The following is a 245-nucleotide window of genomic DNA, read 5'->3' as shown; positions in this document are numbered from 1 at the left end:
ATGAATACCCTCGGCTGGTTCGATTTTAAATCAGCGTGGTTTGCGCCACCGGATCCATGATTGCTGGTTGATAACAAAATCACTACACTAACGCCGTTCTCAACGGGGTGCCACGCGTACGCGTGCGCTGAGAAAATACCCGTCGAACCTGATCCGGATAACGCCGGCGAAGGGATTTGAGGCTCCTTCTCAAGTCCTTTGCCACTCTTTTTTGAGGTGCAAAGTGTTAAAAAAATGTCTGCCCC

The 245-nt window shown here is 50.2% G+C and carries 1 riboswitch.

The features are described 5' to 3' along the window. Nucleotides 1-93 precede the first annotated feature (93 nt). Nucleotides 94-193: riboswitch (TPP riboswitch) on the top strand. Nucleotides 194-245 lie beyond the last annotated feature (52 nt).

Origin of the sequence: Alkalicoccobacillus porphyridii (assembly GCF_007293315.1) — a bacterium.
Taxonomy (GTDB): Bacteria; Bacillota; Bacilli; order Bacillales; family Bacillaceae_D; genus Alkalicoccobacillus; species Alkalicoccobacillus porphyridii.
This window is presented reverse-complemented; position numbering and strand designations above follow the sequence as displayed.